The sequence below is a fragment of the Vibrio lentus genome (assembly GCF_030409755.1).
GTDB lineage: Bacteria > Pseudomonadota > Gammaproteobacteria > Enterobacterales > Vibrionaceae > Vibrio > Vibrio lentus.
In genome coordinates this window covers 43,499-61,553 of record NZ_JAUFQE010000001.1, presented here as the reverse complement: position 1 = coordinate 61,553, position 18,055 = coordinate 43,499, and the positions used below count along the sequence as shown (strand labels likewise).

16 protein-coding genes are annotated in these 18,055 nt (G+C 41.6%); 7 read left to right on the top strand and 9 right to left on the bottom strand.

All coding sequences use genetic code 11. The features are described from left to right. Positions 1 to 61: 61 nt before the first annotated feature. Positions 62 to 514 (top strand): hypothetical protein, encoded by a 453-nt coding sequence (locus QWZ07_RS00265; protein ID WP_192854408.1) that lies wholly within the window; start codon positions 62 to 64, stop codon positions 512 to 514. Between the two features lie 167 nt (positions 515 to 681). Here QWZ07_RS00265 and QWZ07_RS00260 read toward each other — a convergent pair whose 3' ends face one another. Further along, positions 682 to 954: a helix-turn-helix domain-containing protein gene (locus QWZ07_RS00260; RefSeq protein ID WP_192854407.1), complete on the bottom strand. Its 273-nt coding sequence runs from the start codon at positions 952 to 954 to the stop codon at positions 682 to 684. Between the two features lie 318 nt (positions 955 to 1,272). On the opposite strand from QWZ07_RS00260, the gene QWZ07_RS00255 reads away from it, so the two are divergent. Beyond that, complete coding sequence (locus QWZ07_RS00255) at positions 1,273 to 2,094, top strand: restriction endonuclease (RefSeq protein ID WP_192854405.1); 822 nt, start codon at positions 1,273 to 1,275, stop codon at positions 2,092 to 2,094. Positions 2,095 to 2,684: 590 nt separating this feature from the next. Here the strand turns inward: QWZ07_RS00255 and QWZ07_RS00250 are convergent. The 6 genes from QWZ07_RS00250 to QWZ07_RS00225 form a co-directional block, all read right to left on the bottom strand. Then, entirely contained in the window at positions 2,685 to 3,284 is a 600-nt protein-coding gene (locus tag QWZ07_RS00250; RefSeq protein ID WP_192854403.1) for a Fic/DOC family protein, read from the bottom strand. Then, positions 3,274 to 3,426 (bottom strand): hypothetical protein, encoded by a 153-nt coding sequence (locus QWZ07_RS00245; protein ID WP_165901749.1) that lies wholly within the window; start codon positions 3,424 to 3,426, stop codon positions 3,274 to 3,276. The genes QWZ07_RS00250 and QWZ07_RS00245 overlap by 11 nt, the downstream gene beginning before the upstream one ends. Before the next feature lie 319 nt (positions 3,427 to 3,745). Continuing rightward, positions 3,746 to 4,183: an IS200/IS605 family transposase gene (gene tnpA / locus QWZ07_RS00240; protein ID WP_192854767.1), complete on the bottom strand. Its 438-nt coding sequence runs from the start codon at positions 4,181 to 4,183 to the stop codon at positions 3,746 to 3,748. 312 nt (positions 4,184 to 4,495) lie between these two features. Further along, on the bottom strand, positions 4,496 to 5,527 hold the full coding sequence (locus tag QWZ07_RS00235) for an IS110 family RNA-guided transposase (RefSeq protein WP_192854731.1): 1,032 nt from the start codon (positions 5,525 to 5,527) through the stop codon (positions 4,496 to 4,498). A 307-nt stretch (positions 5,528 to 5,834) separates the two neighbouring features. Then, positions 5,835 to 6,038, bottom strand: coding sequence for a hypothetical protein (locus QWZ07_RS00230; RefSeq protein WP_016786656.1), 204 nt, complete (start codon positions 6,036 to 6,038; stop codon positions 5,835 to 5,837). Positions 6,039 to 6,406: 368 nt separating this feature from the next. Further along, positions 6,407 to 6,877, bottom strand: coding sequence for an arsenate reductase/protein-tyrosine-phosphatase family protein (locus QWZ07_RS00225; protein WP_192854732.1), 471 nt, complete (start codon positions 6,875 to 6,877; stop codon positions 6,407 to 6,409). A 921-nt stretch (positions 6,878 to 7,798) separates the two neighbouring features. On the opposite strand from QWZ07_RS00225, the gene ltrA reads away from it, so the two are divergent. Together ltrA and QWZ07_RS00215 are read left to right on the top strand one after the other, a co-directional pair. Continuing rightward, entirely contained in the window at positions 7,799 to 9,271 is a 1,473-nt protein-coding gene (gene ltrA, locus QWZ07_RS00220) for a group II intron reverse transcriptase/maturase (RefSeq protein WP_290253144.1), read from the top strand. A 738-nt stretch (positions 9,272 to 10,009) separates the two neighbouring features. After that, positions 10,010 to 10,594 carry a hypothetical protein gene (locus QWZ07_RS00215; RefSeq protein WP_225998629.1) on the top strand — a complete coding sequence of 195 codons (585 nt, stop codon included), beginning with the start codon at positions 10,010 to 10,012 and terminating at the stop codon, positions 10,592 to 10,594. Between the two features lie 124 nt (positions 10,595 to 10,718). Here the strand turns inward: QWZ07_RS00215 and QWZ07_RS00210 are convergent, their stop codons facing one another. After that, positions 10,719 to 11,918, bottom strand: a complete 1,200-nt coding sequence (locus QWZ07_RS00210) for an IS4 family transposase (RefSeq protein WP_132982278.1) — start codon at positions 11,916 to 11,918, stop codon at positions 10,719 to 10,721. A 140-nt stretch (positions 11,919 to 12,058) separates the two neighbouring features. On the opposite strand from QWZ07_RS00210, the gene QWZ07_RS00205 reads away from it, so the two are divergent. Beyond that, complete coding sequence (locus QWZ07_RS00205) at positions 12,059 to 12,604, top strand: hypothetical protein (RefSeq protein WP_192854645.1); 546 nt, start codon at positions 12,059 to 12,061, stop codon at positions 12,602 to 12,604. A 277-nt stretch (positions 12,605 to 12,881) separates the two neighbouring features. On the opposite strand, the gene QWZ07_RS00200 is transcribed toward QWZ07_RS00205, so the two are convergent. Continuing rightward, positions 12,882 to 14,438: a carboxylesterase/lipase family protein gene (locus tag QWZ07_RS00200; protein WP_106341060.1), complete on the bottom strand. Its 1,557-nt coding sequence runs from the start codon at positions 14,436 to 14,438 to the stop codon at positions 12,882 to 12,884. A gap of 121 nt (positions 14,439 to 14,559) precedes the next feature. On the opposite strand from QWZ07_RS00200, the gene QWZ07_RS00195 reads away from it, so the two are divergent. Together QWZ07_RS00195 and traD are read left to right on the top strand one after the other, a co-directional pair. Next, the gene (locus QWZ07_RS00195) at positions 14,560 to 15,471 is read left to right on the top strand and encodes a LysR family transcriptional regulator (protein ID WP_192854647.1); all 912 of its coding nucleotides are present in this window, start codon (positions 14,560 to 14,562) and stop codon (positions 15,469 to 15,471) included. Positions 15,472 to 15,867: 396 nt separating this feature from the next. Continuing rightward, a complete protein-coding gene (gene traD / locus QWZ07_RS00190) occupies positions 15,868 to 17,907 on the top strand; it encodes a type IV conjugative transfer system coupling protein TraD (RefSeq protein ID WP_192854649.1) in 2,040 nt (679 codons plus the stop codon). Positions 17,908 to 18,055 lie beyond the last annotated feature (148 nt).

Here is an 18,055-nt window from a genome sequence, read left to right as displayed (position 1 = left end):
GCGCTCCAAGTGAGATATCAAAGCAACCTAGTATTATGTACAGTATTAAATGGAGGGATTAATGATGAAATGGCTCGTATTAGGCTTAGGCACATGTTTCTCTTTTTTGAGCTTAGCCAATAGTCAAATTCCAGAAATCGACCGACTCAGCAGCGGCAAAAGCCCTGCAGATATGAGTTACTATGTTGAACATTATCAAAATCCGGGGAGTCCTGAGTATCGAGATTTATTGATTGGTACTCGTGTCGCTGCTAACGCCGTGAACTTTTATACCACCCGTTTAGATGCTCGCGGCCAACGCATTGATTATTGCTTGCCAATGAAAGATGCAGCCAGTCGCGAAACATTATGGGAATGGAAAACCAAAGATCTGATGACAATTATCGACAACAGACTTGAACACGATCCTCGTTTAAAAAAATACGGCAAAGCAGGCATTGGTGGCAGTATCGCCAGCTATCTAACCGCCGCGTTAAAAGAGCAATACCCTTGCCCAGTACAAAAGCAATTTTAAGCTGTCGATTTACCCTGCCAAAAGGTTATCCGTTCTTATCATGCTGTTCGCTGTAAACCCCCGTGATATATCACGGGGGTAAATTAGACCAAGCTACTGACTGGCGGCGTTTTTCAAGGTAATGATGGCTACGTCTTCTGCAGTGTCCTAATAGGCTTGATGTATACCTATAGGCTTTCAACCAATCCAAGTTTATTACTTGTGATCTGGTTTAATTTTTTGCTGAAACTCCCCCTGTTGATCCCCAACATCCTAGCAGCCTTTGCTTGATTACCACGCGTATGAGTTATCAACTCAGTAAACAATGTTTCCAGCACCGTAGGAATAACCCAAGACATATCAGGGCTAGCTGATTTATTATCAAACCATGTTAGCTCCAGTTCTGCTCGGATAAGTTTTTTCAAATGGTCTTTGTTGATAGGGGTTAGTTGGTCATTCATATAAATTGAAGGTTGTTAATCGATTTTATCATGTTGACAAATTTATCATGAAAGTGCCTTAAAACCTGCTGACTCCCAAATTTGATGTCATGCAGACTTTGATTTGTAGTCGCTTGGTGAGCACAGTCATCTTGACTTGAGTATGTCGTCTACTCGACAACTATGAGTTAGAAGTGTTCGGAATCCGAATTCAAGCGTTGCCTTCCCTGCCCTAGCTCATCAATAGCTATCATACTGATAAGTATCACCTTACAAACTATATCCATTATCTACCTCTTGTGTTTTAATGCATCTAAATGCTTATCGGGTAATCTTCAAATGGCACGAAAAAACGATGGAATCATATGGCACTTAATGGACGCTCCATGGTGGTTAAGCGTAGTGCTCTCTGCTTGTATTTATTTTGGGCTTTCATATCTATTGCCTAGCTTGGCCGTGGATAGCAATAATTTCATCTTTGAAGCTATTGCTCCAAACTTGCCCTTGATGACTCCATATTTTACGTTCTTATTTCTTATCCCCGCACCGATAGCGTTTTTCAAGCAATATCAGAGGAAAAGAAGCTATCTCAAGACGAACACTCAGATTAAAATTCAGAGGAATACTTCCCCACTAAATCACCTGACTTGGATCGAATTTGAAAGTTACATAGGAGAATACTTTAAGTCTCAAGGGTATGCGGTCAAACAGTCTTTCGCTCAAAAATCTGATGGCGGTGTTGATATTTGGCTTACAAAAGATAGTGAGTTAAGCCTTGTACAATGTAAGCATTGGAAAACTCGCAAAGTGGGTGTGCAAATTCTAAGGGAAATGTACGGTGTCATGATCGCGAACAATGCCAGTAAGATGATTATCGTAACTTCAGGAGACTTTACTTCTGAGGCTGTCGCTTTTTCCCTAGATAAGCGCTTGTGGCTAGTCAACGGCAGCGAACTAGTACATATGATTGAAGATGGGCGCAGCTTTCAAAATAAACCATCAATATCGCCCCAAACACACAGGGCAGGCGTCGAATCTATGATTTGCCCTAGTTGCCAATCTAAGCTTGTAATGCGTGTTGCTAAGCGAGGAGCTAAATCTGGTATGTCTTTTTATGGTTGCTCTACGTATCCAAAGTGTCGTTATACTTGCGACTGCTGAGTTTTAATCTATTCGCAAAACACGTTTGTTGTAGAAAGTAATCTTTGATGGCCCGAAAGTTGCTACTGGCATCTATGCTATTTGGCATGACCAACAACTGATTTATTGCGGTATATCTGGAAGACAAGGCTAAGTTTGGCAAGATATTGGAGCAATTGCCTCTTTTAAATGAGCCTTGTCCAGTTCTGAGTCAGCATGTCGTCGCGACTCATGTTCTCAATCTCTATTGTTATGCATCCTTGAAAGTGTAACATCTGTCTTAATGGTTAATATCTACGGTTGTTCCTCGTGAACAAAAATATGTGCTCAACACAAAACATCCAAGTTATCCAAAACTCATCAAAACGGCCAAAAAACACGAAAGTCTTTCGATACCCGGCTTCTATAAATCAGCGACTCCCACTGTAAATGTCCGAGGGCATTAAAGTCTGTTCATTTCCAATTTAGTTTGATCTGGTTTTGGCTACATCAAGTTAGACGGCGAAGATAAGTTAAAACACTTTCGCCCCGTTATTTTTCACAGAAAAAAAGCGGTTCAACACTCCTCAGCTGAGTTTAGGCGATTAAAACTAATGCAATCGCACAAAAATTCAGTCTTGTTTTTCATTAGATAGAGCTAAACGAAATATTGTAATTAACGGTTCTAAATCGAGTGATACCCCTGCAATATTTGCATCAATCCATTCTTGTTGAGTAATTTTAGGCCACTCGATGGTGTAGCCAAGGATAAATACGAGTTCTTCAAAGAAAAAACGTAAAGTTCGGCCATTACCTTCCCTAAAAGGATGTAACAAATTTAATTCGCAAAATAGACTGGCTAATTCTTCGATAAGATCAGGCAAAGCCAAATTGTCTAACGAAGGGATAATATCAAATAATTTTGAAGCTTCAGCTTCAATCCTAGAAACGGTACAGAATCGAGTGTAGCCTTTAGATATATCCACTTCTCGAACTTGACCTGCCCATTCAAAAATATCTTGGAATAGATGGTGATGTAGACATTTGAGGTGATTAAAGTCTAAATGCTTGATTTCAGAAACATTACTTTTGTATGAAAGGTACCTATAACTCGTAAACTCAACTTCGGCTTTTTCAAGTTCATCCGAGTCAAGTATATTCAATCTGTTAATTAAAACATCAGAATTTGAGTAACAGTATTTGTCCTGATCAGCACCATATTTATCTCGCATACTTGCGTTTTAAATCTTCAATGGTTTGAACGTTCGATTTCTTATTTATCGTCATGCCTTCATAACCCAAACTGGTTTTGAAGTTCTTTAAGCTAGGGGTAAATGTAGCTTTTTGGCGCTTCGAATTTGAGACATTGGCCATATCAATGTTCCTCTTGTTGGTTGCATTAATTGTACATGACTAATCAGCTAATGTCATGAAGTAGCGATTTTCGCAAAGCCAAGTGAGCCGCGCAGAAGCAACCTATTCTAGTAATGTCACTGGCAAAGTTTTGTCCAGAGGCTTCATTGGCCTGAAGTTTTACCCGTGGCACTTTTCTCTCAAAGTGCCAGCTAGCTCAGATCTGCCCCATTATTGTATATGGAATCCACGTATTTACAAAGTGATAAAATAAAAAAATATCCGCCTTCTTAGAAGGCGGTTTTGCTTTATAACCCCCTAAAAGGGGGCGTCCGCGCTATCAGTTCTTCAATAACTGTAATTGTTGTTCATACTCTATGTCCTGCTTATCTTGGTGTCGTACATATCGCCGAATGACTTCTTCATTCACACCGACCGTATCTACAAAATACCCTCTAGCCCAAAAGTGATTTCCCCATAATTTCTTACGTATATGTGGGAATCTATTGAAAAGTCGAATTGCTGTTCGGCCTTTTAAAACTCCTAACAAACTCGATACTGATAACTTGGGAGGAATAATGACAACAAGATGAACATGATCTGGTTGAACATTTAATTCTAAAACTTCGCAGTCTTTCATATTGCACAAAATATAGATTGAACGATAAAGCTCCTTTCCTACCTTATCTTTCAAAATCTTATATCTGTACTTTGGAGTCCAAACTATATGGTATTTGCAACGCCAATAGACATGTGATGAACTTCTGTAATCGCCCATGTGGTTGTTTCCTCTTACTTGTGGTGAATAAGAGGTTACTTCTAACATGGGCACTTCTTCAGGCTATAGCCTCAAGGAACAATCACCACCGCCCTAGGCGGTGGTTTTGAGGAGCCAATAAAAAGTTAAGATGCGTTCGTATATTCGGCTTCTTGTTGAAGGAGCTACCTTCTAGCCTTTGATGTTTGCGCACCTACTGTCCTTATCAGTTTCTCAGCCTCTTAAAGCGTTACACAATGGCCAGGTTTTCAGTAGGTTGGTCTTACCTTTTATGCATCATCATTTTGTAAAATATTAGAAATTTATTTCTGATTAATCGTTGAGTAATACTGGTTTATATTCGGTTTCATACCGAAGCATTGCCCACGCAGTACGTACCACCTTGTTAGCCAGTGCAATGCAAGCTTTCTTGAAGCCAATACGCTCAATGATACTCTTCAACCAAGCGTCTTTCTGAGTTTTTGGCTTTTCGGGTAGCCGTCCAACATAAGACATGGCACCAAGATAAAGAAGAGAGCGTAGTTCCTTCACACCGCCGCATTTATCGATCCCAATCATAAAGACCTTACCGCCCGAACTGTGTTGCTTTGGTGTTAGACCAACAAATGCTGAAGCTTGTCTTCCATTCTTGAACTGCTTTCCATCACCAAGAGTTGTATAGAGCATCGCAGCAGTTGTTTCACCAACACCTTCAATGTCCATTAATCGTTGGCACGGCTCTATCTGGCGGGTTAAAGCATTTTTCTCTTTTTCGAACGCGATGACTTTTGCCTTCAGTTCTTTATATTGCTCCCACAATATAGACAGGACAGATACGACATTTTCTGGTATTGATGTGTCCCCATCAAGCACAGTTTGAACCGACGCCTTTAAACCTTTTTCACCCTTAGGGTTTGCTATCCCATAGCTTAAAATGGTGCCTCGAATATGCTGCCCCAATGAAACAACACTGCGTGATAAGAAACGGCGACTGCTTTCTAAAGATTGCATAGATTGCTGTTCGAGAGATTTGGGTTGACTGTATTTGATACCGATTTGAAGAGCAGCATTAGCGATGGCGAGAGCATCATTATGATCTGTTTTATGACCTTCCAAATACCCTTTCACTTTCTTAGGGTTGATTATCCTAACTTCGTGGCCAAAACTTTCGGCTAATCGTCCCCAATAGTGGCTACCGCAACAACCTTCCATTGCAACGATAGAAGGTTTAGCCTTTACCAGAAACTCTTTCATTTTTTGACGGCTCAAAGGCTTGTTCGATAGCAGCTCACCGTGAACATTGATATGGCACGCTTGCAGAACATTTTTTGCTAAGTCGATAGCGATAACATTTTTAGTCAACATATTGGAACCCTCGTTATAACGTTACTCTGCTAAGTGTAGATTGGCAGAGAGGGAGTGGATTCCATACATCAGTTTCGGCAACATGTTAGCGTTTTTAGATTTCACATGAATTTCCCCAGATACAATTCATGTGAAATCTAAAAATCATAAGGTATCAATTATGGGCGGCATGATGTGTGTAAGCACAAAGTTGAAATGTCCAATCAGACTGGACACTTCGCTAAGCGACATTTTATATATCTTGATATAGGCTTTATATAAACACCTATTTGAAATATAGAGACTTAGTTTATGGCGGTCGTCCGTCTTAGAGGTTCATGAGGCTTTCAATAGATTCCTCAATCGAATCAAAATGATAGGAGTGAATATCATAACCATCACTAGCATCGATCTTAACTTTAGAAATACCATTGTTAAATTCAGCTTCAAGAAGATCAAGAGAATGCTCGACTGATTGACAAATAAAGATGCTTTGATTGGTTAGAGTGATGCGGCATGATTGTAAAACCATAGTAGTGTGTCCCTTTTTAGCCTTGGCGACAGAATCTTTGTGTTCTGATTGCCAGTTGATGACGTTGTTAGAAGAATCCCTTCTGTTTTTAACAGTAGACTAGATTGTAAAAAAATGTAGTTTATTTTCGGATGAACATCGAAAGTGTGACTTTGAAAAAATAAGGCTCTGTTATCACGGGATTTAACACTTGTAGTGATAGTAAGGTACGGAAACGTGATGGCAGAAAGAACGCGTTGAATGAAGCCCGTAACTTAATAGTACTATGCGCCGTTTGTAACTGGGATAAGTAACATCTTCAACTTATGTTTACACTAGCCTTGTTGTTGCTTCAGCAGCTTAAGGTGTAGCCTTACATGAGAAGTTGTTCAGCTCTTTACTTGAGTGTTTGCAACGAGTTGCGACACTTCAAAGGTTATTTGGTCTACGACCTCTTTTACAAACATGGTTCTGTCATTCCCTGATAATTCTAGGGCGGCTCCAAGGTTGGGGATATTCCAGCGAAGCTTGTTTGGTATGTGTGAATAAACCACGTTTACGCATTCAACAAACAAATTACACTGCTCAATACTTATTTGGTCACATAGCGTAATCACGTAATCGAAATTTTCTTTTGTCTTTTTGTATTCAAAAACAGTTTTGCTTTCGGTCTGTATAGGTACACAAAGTAAGTTAGACAATTCGTCTAAGATAGCTTGGGGTGTTCCTCCAGTCTCAAACCCTGAGCAAGTTGCTTGTACCATCCCATTAGACTGCTGCTCTACAATTGCTTTAGCGATAGCCGCTCTTACGCCTTTTTTAACGCAAACAAACAGAATGTTGATAGGAGTTGTACTCATACTAAAAATAATCCTTACAAATTAATATCGTATATTAAACATAGATATTTTGAGGATCTTTTCAACATGGTGATGACTTTAGACACAAAAGAAGCTAAGAGCTTAGCTCATAACTGAAGTGGTTCGGTGAATTGGGCCTGTGATTTAGATTTAGAGATTACTCAAGACCTCAGATAATGCGCCAATCGCTAAATTAGAAACCACGCTCACCCATTCCTGTGCGAGTATATGAAAAATCACAAGTGATCTGATCCAACAATATAGAACACTAAATTGAGTGATTTTCCATATCTGTAGTTATCCATGAGTTGCTAATTTAGAAAAGCCACTGACACGAAATTGTCCGTGCGACCTGAAGTCGTATGAAGTGCTGTTCACCGCAACAAGTGTGAACCATCTGTATCACCAGATGACCCTAGGGTTCTGAATAAAGCAGCGAACCCGACAATGTAACGAAGTTCAGCCTTTGCTGAGCGGGAATGAATTCGTGAGAGGACGTTCCTCCTGATAACCACAATCGGGTGAGTGCTAGGGTGTTGGTATGATGAACGTAAGTGAATCCATTTAAGATGCGTTATACGTGGATCAGCGGAAGTGGTTAATACGCTGTGGCCAAAAGGCATGAGAGTAGGAAAGAGATTGGACAGTGCTCTTTCGTGATCAAGACGCTCTCCGCATTATAGTGGGCATCTAACCCGACGTTGCGCGACATACGGAACAGGGTAAGCCTGTACTTCTCCCTTTGGGAAAGCGGTCTGCAAAGACAGCCGATAGTGGTGCAGGTAAAGGAGGCTAGAAAAAGCGAAAGCCGTGTTGTAATGATGCGGATACAGGTTGTTATCTGGCGCGAAAGCGAGCTGACTTCTAGCTGGTCTCCCGTTGCAAGATAATTTGAAGAACTTTATTCAAGGAGAAATGCAAATGGTAGCTTCAAAAGAAGTTAGTGCCTCTCCTAACGGCACTCGATGGCAATCCATTAACTGGAAAGCCGTCGAACAAAACGTATTAAAGCTTCAAATACGCATTGCAAAAGCAACTCGAGAAGGTAAACGCAGTAAGGCGAAAGCATTGCAGTGGATACTAACTCACTCGAAAGCGGCAAAACTTCTTGCGGTTAAACGAGTGTCACAAAATAAAGGCAGCAAAACGCCAGGAATCGACGGCATCATCTGGAATACGGATGCTCGTCGTGTGGCAGCGGTTAATCAATTGAGTCGGAAAGGCTACAAAGCTAAACCACTCAGACGTATCTATATCCCCAAGAAAAACGGCAAACTCAGACCTTTAGGTATTCCGTGCATGATAGATCGAGCGCAACAAGCGCTTTATCTACTTGCCTTGGAGCCTATCTCTGAGACCATTGCTGACCTAAATAGCTATGGTTTTCGACCTAATAGAAGCACAGCCGATGCAATCGAACAATGCTTCAAATGCTTGGGTCTTAAACGTTCAGCACAATGGGTTCTTGAGGGGGACATTAAGGCTTGTTTCGATAAAATTGGTCATCAGTGGCTAATCGATAACATTCAAACGGATAAACGAATGTTGAAGCAATGGCTTGAGTGCGGTTTTATCGATAAAGGACTGTTTTACAAGACAGCAGAGGGGACGCCTCAAGGCGGTATAATTTCCCCAACGCTTATGCTGTTGACGTTAGCAGGTTTAGAAAATCTGGTTAAGTCGGTAGCACGTAAAACTGGCGATAGAGTCAACTTCATTGGATACGCTGATGATTTTGTAATAACTGGGACTTCAAAGGAAGTTTTGGTGAACAACATCAAACCGCAGCTAATTAGCTTTCTAGAAGAAAGAGGTTTAACACTTTCTGAAGAGAAAACACACGTAACTCATATAAATGATGGTTTTGATTTTTTGGGATTTAATCTCAGAAAGTACAAAGGCAAACTGCTTATTAAACCAAGTAAGAGCAACGTACTGTCATTTTTGGGTAACTTACGTGAACTCATCAAAAAGCACGCAACAATTCCAGTGAACGATCTGATTAAAATACTGAATCCAAAACTGAGAGGTTGGGCGAATTATTATCGTCATTGCGTGGCAAAGCGAACTTTCGACTATGTAAGTCATCAACTTTTCTGGTTGTTATGGCGTTGGGCGGTAAGGCCTCATCCAACGAAAAACAAAGATTGGGTGCGTAGAAAATATTACTTGAACCGACGAGGTGAATGGCAATTCCATGGTTGGCAAAAGATCGCGAATATGGATTGTCATTTTAATCTAGTTCAGATAGCCAAAACGCCAATTAAAAGGCATGTAAAAATTATGAGCAAGGCAACGCCTTATGATCCTTTTTACGAACCTTTCCTTAAAGAACGAAAGGCAAAGAAATTGGGACGAAACTCATGGTTCGAACCTGCTTTAGCTGCATTGTGATTGCTGGGTAACGTAATACGCCTTAGCGGAGGCTTGAGCTGTATGCAGTGAAAGTTGCACGTACAGTTCTTAGAGGGGCGGCACTTGGTAACAAGTGTCGTCTACTCGACAGAGGCTTCATAGACCTGAAGTTTCTCGTGGCACTTTTCTCAAAAAGTGCCAGCTAACTCAGATCTGCCCCAAAGTGAGCCAGGGGGTGAACTCAGTTTAAAACCCTGCACTTACCTTACTTTTCCTCATGCCTAGAGCTCCGATTACGTAGCTAAATGTTCTAATCCACAACAGACTAACCTTCAATCACACTCACGCACGAGTATGTTGTTCAACTATTTCTAAGCTATTGAATAATTGAGAACTAAAGGGAAGTTTTTGATTGATAACATGCCTTGAATTGGGAGCAATATGTACTTGCACGGTTTCAACTAGAAATTAGATTCAAAATAATTATATGCATAATTTTCAGTTGGTTAGATAGGGTTCTTGAGATATGCTGAATACATAAATTCGTGCTGGCACGATATTAAAATGTTAGCACTCAGGAGGCATTCGTTGGAAAAGTGTAAGTTGTGTTGTAGTAAATCAGAGTTATGTAATTCACATGCAATACCTGATTCTGTGTTCAGGTCGTTGTTTAAAAAAGGTAATGGTCAAGCAATAGAACTTTCATCCAAAGAATTAGTTCCAAATCGTAGATCTCAGGATAGTTGGGCTACTGACCAGTTGTGTAGTAACTGCGAAATGAAGTTAAACATTAATTACGACCAATATGGTTTGAATTTGCTGCGGGGTAAAGTTGGCAATATTAAAAAGGGCAATGAAGGAGTTCATGTTTCTGACATTGATACTTTAAAGTTCAAAAGCTTTGTTCTGTCTGTTTTCTGGCGTGGGGCTGTTTCTGAACATGAAAACTATAGAACAATTAAAGTATCTCCGCGGTTTTTGGAGCTTATTCGTTCTAGTTTGGTAAGGTCAACTAACGTTTCAAAGAACTCATGTACAGTTGTTGTTCAAAGGCTAGTAGATACAACAAAAGAGGGAGGATTCAGCGTAAGCAATCTCAGAGAGCTTGTTGTTTCTCCATTTCCAAGGACATACGAAGTTAGAGGGCAACTGTATAGCTCTATTACAATGTTATTCTTAGGCTTTTGCTTCGAAATATTTCTTAGCCCCATACGCACTGGTGACAAGGTATCTAAGTTTGCACTAGGTAGTAGTAAAACAAATTATACATTCTCTTATCTTGAGATCATGGAAATACCCGAAGTATTGGATTTAATGGTTCGTGGTTTACGGAAAGAGAATCAAGGTTTAAGCCATGTGTAATGAGCAAAGAGTGTTAACAAAGCAATCAACACAATGCTATTACACTCGGTATTCGCAGTTTAGGGTGTAATTGGTTTTGAAAGTAAGGCGTTCGAACGTGTTATTGCGGTGCTGACGGATCCCCTCATAATTTCCCTAGTCCTGCGTTGTGTGTGAGCCTTTGATATTCGAACATTCCCCATTGATATTGGGATTCATTAATTTGATATCGCCGATGATTTCGTACCTCTCTCCCTAGACGAGGTATGGATAGAACTCGGCGGTGTTTAATGCTGTTGGCTTGGAAGTCAAAATGCCATTTGGCTTGTACTGCAATTAGGCCATTCCACCACATCAAGATTTCAGCGAGCAACGCAATAAGAAGCAGGATATCTAATCGCTTAGTACAGCGAGTTCTGTTGTGACGAAGTGCGATCCCATAGGCGGTACTCTTTAGATCGCGGAAGGCTTCTTCTATCTGCATACGCTTGGCGTACAGATTGGTAATTTGTACTTCATTTAAGATATGTCGAGGGACATTAGTCGCGAGTAGCCACGGCTCCTTTGCACTGCGTTGATAGAGATGTGTAGCGGAGTGTTTTTGGCTGGTTCTACTATGGCGCTGGGCTTTTCGGCCTTTTTCTAATCCCTTATAAACATAGGCTTCACAAGATATCGGTGATCTCTTTGCTAATAAGCAGTTGCCAAGATATTTGGGTTTATGGACAGCGTTTGGATAAAAGGTTTTATTTGAGACCCAAGGTTTTTGAGGTTGTTTGATTGATACTTCACCTCGGACACGACCTAACCAAAACCAACCTTTCTCCTGAACTTGGCGGAACCAAGTATTTCTAAAACCCGCATCAGAAACGATGATCGGACTGATTTTATTCGGCAAAATACTCTGCAATTTATCGAGGAATGTTTGGTGACTTTTCGGTGAATTGTATTGGCCATACTCAAAAACTTGTTCAAAGATTGTGACGGCTCGACCATCAAGTGCAACGGATGCTCTTAACGTCATATAACGAAGTTGTTCACGAACATCAGACCAATCCACAAGGATCACAGGGCATGGGTTAGCGCCCGTTATTAAGTAGGCATGCCATTTATAAATAAGGTCTTTTTCACGATGTAGTTGGCGATTTCCAAGCAGTCTATCAACGCGTTTGATCGCATGTTTTACCGTGGTATTAGTTTCTAGTTTGCGACCTAGTTTAGTCAGCGTTAAGTCTGAGCCGTCAAGTACACTTTTTGTAGCAAGTATCAGAGAACTAACGCGTTTTTTGTGAATGGAGGGGCATTGGTTTTGTATGGTTTGTTGTAGAATCTGAATGTCGCGCATTATTAACCCACTTGTTCGAAATGTGTGTTCAGCGATATTCATTAGATCAAAGACGGCGATGCACGTCTACCTCATTGTTTTTAAGCCTGATTATGAGGGGATTCGCAAGATTGCGGTGTTATGTTCAAATGGAGTTTTAAGTGGGTTTTCTATCCTCAATTTTTGCTGAAAAAGCTCAGCAAGCACAGTTAATTTCGATAGGCGTTTCAGCTTTTGTAGCTCTGATAGTTGTCTTGCTAAATCAATGGTTTCTGAGTAGACGAGCCAAAAAAGAAGTTTATATTAAAAAAATAGAAGAGTTGTATCTCGCAATTGATGAGTATGAAGAAAGAGCATACGAATTTCTATCGCTGTTATACCAACATGACCAAAGCTTAGATGAAACCACTATCAGAAAGCACTTTAATCAGGTTTCAACATCTCTACAAAAGGTAGAGATGTATATGCAACTACATTTTCATTCGGTGAGTTTTGAACGCGAGAAATACGATAAATTGCATCATGAAGCCTATGAGCGTTTGTTTAAAAAAGGATTTAATCAGAACCAAAAGTCTTATCTAGCTAATGTGAGTGATGATTATCGAGAAGCCCTAGAACAGCAGACTCAAACCTACAGAGAGATTAGAAAAAATGCGCAAGAGATTAAAGCGTTAGCTAAGTATCTGATGCAAAAGTACAAACATTGACCTTGAACATACGAGCGTTTAAGGTTTCAAGGTACTTTTTCTGACTTGATCTGAACGAAACAATTTAGAGCAGTACACCTAAAACGTTTCTGTCCAGAGGCTTCATAGGCTTGAAGTTTTACTTGTGGCACTTTCCTCTCAAAGTGCAGCTAGCTAAGATCTGCCCCATTATCTTTAGCTAAATCTATCAACAGAAAAAACCAAGCCACGTGAGGACCTAGTTTTTTCTAATCTGAATTGTGTCAGCAACCATCATCCAATATTTGAATCGTTTCACTTAGAATTTAAAATCTTCCCACAATTTTCGAACTGAGCTATCAGGGTCATTGACCTGTTCCGATGTAACATCAAATTGCATTGTTGGTCGTTCCGATAAATTGTAAGGAGACCAATCAGCTTTACTTGTCTTGATGAATGTTAGCCATTGGTTGTGCATGGCATTAATAAGTTCAACTGGAGGCTGTGAGCCGACAAATGTTTTTGTTTGTTCGTTGTCAGTGGTATTAAACACAAACGGTACGTCAACAAAGTGCGCGGCTCCTAAGTGACCATCAAACGCAGGTGACATCCAAGAAAAGTTATAATGCCAAACTTTGTTGTCGTTTTTAGTTAACTGTTGAGCAATGTGAAGTGCTGGCATTCTAAACGTAAAATCAGATTGGATGTCGGCAAACGTGTCTCCAATAGACTTGCCATTGCCTTTTGTTGAATACACATCAGCAGGGCGGCCTTCCAGTGACAAGTCAGACAATAGTAGCGACTTCGTTTCTTCGGTCGTATTGTTTACGGCATCACTTGGTACAAGGTACAGTCGTGACTCTTGATCGGTGCTACCAACGATGACCGGAATGGAAGGTGATGCTTTGGTAAGATCTTTCATTGGAGACTCGACAATGATATCGCCATCAACAACGGGCAAAAATGCGGTGCCTCCCCATGACATCATTCCCCATTTGTTGCGATCTTGTATGGTATAACCCATATCAATAACGTTCTTAACTAATTCAGGAAATGGAATGGTCGATAAGCCTTCAACGGTGGCTGGAATGTTCAGTTTTTTGGTATAGCTTTGTGTGATTTGCTGAGCTTCTTTCTGAGTTAAAAATGCCATTGGAGGACTTTGCATAATAGCTTTTTGGAATAGGCCTTCTGCTTTTTCGGTACCCAATAAAATGGCAACACTTTCTGCCCCAGCAGATTGACCTGCAACAGTAACCTGGCTAGGGTCTCCACCAAAATCTTCGATGTTATTTTGTACCCACTCAAGAGCCATGATCTGATCAAGAATGCCGCGATTATCCGGTGCGCCCTCAAGGTGCATAAAACCATCAACGCCTACACGATAATTGATCGTTACAACAATCACGTCATTCTGAGCAAAGCTTGTTCCGTCGTAGGCTAACTCTGCCGCATCTTCTCGGATGAATGCGCCGCCAGGGATCCACACCATGACGGGCAGTTTTTTATTAGATGCCTTGTTGTTGGTAGCTACGGCGCTCGTAGGTGTCCAAATGTTCAGAGTTAGATCACCGGGAGCCCCCACCAAGGTGGTGTTTTTATCTCGGCTAGGCTGTGGGACAGGTTGACCTGCTTTTGTTGCATCTAATATTCCACTCCAAGCTTCGTATGCTTGCGGAGCTTGAAATCGGCGATCTGCCGTAAAAGGGTTTTGCGCATATGGGACGTCATAAAATGTGGCTACGCCATCATGGTTGCTTCCCATAAGTTTACCAGACTCAATGATTGCCAAAGTTGAGCTTTCAGGATTTTGAGCCTGGGCAAATAGTGTATTGCTTTGAATTAAACCTGCACTGAGGCATGCGACTAACATCATTGTTTTTTTCATTTTATTCGGCTCGGTATTGGAATAGAAGGTCAGTATAAATCCTAGTTTGAAGTTGATATATATGCTATACGTCAATAGATTGTTGCATAAATCGAACTATTGAGGGTGTATGGATAGAATTGTTTCAATGGAAGTTTTCGTTTCTACTGTCGGTCTAGGAAGCCTGACGGCAGCATCTGAGGCTTTAGGAATGTCACGCTCCATGGCGACTAGGCATATAACCGCGTTGGAAAAGTCTTTAGGTGTATGTTTACTGTATCGCTCAACAAGAAGCTTAGGTATCACTAACGCTGGTCGTGATTTATTGCCTTTCTGCCAAAATATTTTAGAGCAGAATGCCCAACTATATAGCTTAGCCCAAGAGCAGCAATCTCAACCTAAAGGAAGAATTTCACTGGTTACCAGCATTTCGTTTGGTCAGGGTTATCTTGCCCAAGCTATTGAACAATTCATGCTTAAGTACCCTGATATAGAAGTCGATCTCACGCTGTCGAATCAGTCACTGGATTTGATAAAACATGGGGTTGATATGGCTATCGAGTTGAGCAATGAGCTGCCCGAATCTTTAATTGGAAAGAAATTGGCTGATTGTCCATCGGTGGTTTGTGCTTCTCCTCAATATCTAGCAGAACATGGCACTCCTTTATCTCCCGAAGATTTACGCGATCACAATTGCTTGATCCACAAACGAATAGGCCATGATTGGCTGTTTGTTCCTAAGGTCGCTTCCAAATCCGCTCAGCCCGTTAATGTGACGGTCACAAGTAACTACTCGGTAAATGATAGTTCCATACTTCTTGATGCGACGACCAATGGTAAAGGCTTAGCGTGTTTACCGTTGCCCCTAATTGTTAACGACATACAAGCAGGGACTTTGACTGTCTTATTGAAAGACTTTGAAGTCAATCCAATTGGTATATGGGCTCTGTACCCTTCAAGGCAATATCAACCCAAACTGCACCGACTCTTATTGGATTTTTTACAAGAAGATTTATCGATTAAGCATCGAGCATATGCGTAATATTGATTCATGAAGCTGTGTTGTTATTACAAACAAGCAACAATGTCCCCAATCGGTTAGTTGCTACTATTTTTCTAAAGTTTTTGCAATATAAACATGTAATGAATGAGGTAACTTGGACTGCTACATAATTGCTACTCGTATAGTTGCGATACTAGAAGTTATGTGAAAGTTCAGCTTGTCCGATCGTTCGTAACTCACATTTGTCCAAAAACGTTTTGAAACTGGTCAATCTTAATTGTGATCACCAAGCGATTCTGTCGAACCTTAACCTTGGCACTCGTAATACACCTCCTTTGCAGCCTGTCACCTTATTTCTGATTTCATTCTACCGACCAAAAGCGCCGCACTCAGTGTGGGCGCTTTTTTTTGTTTTCCTTCACAAGGAGTTTTTCTATGTCTACGACTCGTGGTGGTCAAATCACTTTTCACAACATCCGTATGTGGTGGCAAGTGAACGTGACCACAATCAAGTACCTCAATATCATCGGAGCCTTGCTAGGGCTTCTCACCACCTACTTCATCACCTCGACTAACACATTCACGGGTGCCTACTACTACAGTCTATTTCAGCTTTTCAACAAGTTAGGTTTTAGCTTAGAGCGCAAAGTGGTGGTCGAATGGGAAGAGCAACGCTACAGCAGCACCCTTGGCCAACAACTACAAAACCCCATCTTGGCACAGTGCTACCAAGAATTGCTGCAAGCCCTGTTTGTTGGCCTACTGGTCTATGTGGCCGCTTCCACCGTGCTGTTTGTGATGATTAACCACTGGTTTAAGAGAAAAGGGCAGAAGCAGAGCGAAGATAATCACATTCGAGGCTTTCAATTGGCTGAGCCTAAAGCCGTCACCGCAGAGCTAAAAAAGAAGAAAAAACTCTCCCCTTTTGTGCTCGATGGTCACAAGCTTTTTGTTGATGGATTTGAAGTCAAACACCTGATGATTGACGGCACTACGGGGGCAGGTAAGTCCGTTGCGATTCGCAAACTCTTACGTTGGATACGAGCACGCGGAGACAAAGCCATTATTTACGATAAAGGCTGCGATTTTGTCAGTAAGTTCTATGAACCGCACAAAGACGTGATTTTAAATCCCTTCGATGAACGTTGCGCAGCGTGGGATATTTGGAGTGATGCTAAAGAGGCTCCGGACTTCGAATCCCTCGCGGCCGCGCTTATTCCGCAACACGGGGAAGGCGACCCATTTTGGGTAGACTCCGCACGAACCATTTTCGCGGCAACCACCTATCAAATGATGATCGATGACAAACACGAATGTACGATTGAAAATTTGCTGCACATTATCTTAACGTCTGAGCTTTCCACTCTCGGTGACCATTTAAAAGACACCGAAGCCAGCTCACTGGTCTCAAAAAGTATCGAGAAGACGGCTATTTCCATCAAATCAGTCCTAGCGACTTACATTAAGTCCTTACGTTACTTACATGGTTTGGATGAAAAAGACGCCCAAGGCCACCGTAAACGGGCGCCATTTTCGATCACAGATTGGGTACAAGACGAATCACAACAAGGGTTTCTGTTCCTATCCAGTAATGCAAGGCAACACACCGCCCTCAGACCACTGATCTCGATGTGGCTTGCGATTGCCTCCAACGCCATTCTAGGAATGGAGCCCGATGACGACCGCCGAATTTGGGTGATCATCGATGAAATGCCTACGTTACATAAACTGCCTGAACTCACGCACATTATTTCTGAAGTGCGTAAATTTGGGGGGTGTTATTTACTGGGGTTGCAATCTTACGCTCAATTAGAAACCACTTATGGGCGCAACGCGGCCAGAGTCATTTTTGATTTGCTCAACACGCGCTTTTTCTTCCGCGCCCCTTCAAAAGCGATGGCCGCCATTTCCTCGGAGGACCTTGGTGAGCAAGAAATCGATATCTCACGAGAAAATATTTCTTACGGGGCGAACGCACTGCGTGACGGTGTCTCACTCGGCCATCAAAACAAAACGCGCCCTGTGGTATCTCCAGCGGAAATCCAAGGTTTGGATGATTTAGAGTGTTACTTGCGCACACCTAACTCCATGCTCATCACGAAACTGCAACTGAAATACGATCGCATGAGCAATCTCCAACCCTCCTTCATCAAACGCAGCATACTCGGAGGGAAAGCAATGGAGAGTATCGATCAAGCCTTAATTTTCCATGAATTAATTGCTTTGCATGAACTCGATGAAACCCAAAGAAGCCGATTGCTTGCCATTCAGCAAAGTACGTACGAAAACGAAGAAGAGCAGCAGCAAACCAGAGCCCGTCAGAAACAAACCCTTGCCAAAGCCTCGAAAAAGAAAAACCTGACCACCAACGCAACCCAAAACCAACAGCTCGCAGAAGACACACAAAATACACTTCAGCGAGAAACCGAAGAGGCGTCCATAACACAAATAGAACCGGGCGAGATGTACGATTAACCACACGAAATGCAACATCCATGCTCACTGAGAGCAAAAACAATGTTGCCCTCCCCTGTAACAAGCCCTGGCCACCCTATCATTCGCATCAACGCCGTCCGCTAACCTATTCGTCTCCCTCCCAATCACCGGCATTTCGCTGACGTGG